General features: G+C 67.6%; 1 pseudogene. It reads left to right on the forward strand.

Annotated features, from left to right (window positions below):
• Nucleotides 1–370 (forward strand): annotated as a pseudogene (locus tag L2I46_RS29365) (sodium-extruding oxaloacetate decarboxylase subunit alpha); the annotation flags it as partial.

Genomic DNA, 370 nt, shown 5'->3' on the forward strand with positions numbered 1-370 from the left:
TTGTCGGCACCCAGGCGGTGCTCAACGTCCTGACCGGCGAGCGCTACAAAACCATCGCGAAGGAGACCGCCGGGATTTTGAAAGGTGAGTACGGCCACACGCCGGCGCCGGTGAACGCCGCCCTGCAGGCCCGGGTGCTCGACGGCGCCGACCCGGTGACCTGCCGCCCGGCGGACCTGCTGAAGCCGGAGCTGGCGCAGCTGGAAGCCGATGTGAAGCGCCAGGCGCGGGAGAAGAATATTCAGCTGGCGGAGAACGCCATCGACGACGTGCTCACCGTGGCCCTGTTCCCCCAGCCCGGCCTGAAGTTCCTCGAAAACCGCCATAACCCGGCAGCCTTTGAACCGGTGCCGCAGGTGGAAGCCGCGCA

This window comes from Klebsiella sp. 2019SCSN059 (assembly GCF_021739525.1).
Taxonomy (GTDB): domain Bacteria; phylum Pseudomonadota; class Gammaproteobacteria; order Enterobacterales; family Enterobacteriaceae; genus Klebsiella; species Klebsiella quasipneumoniae.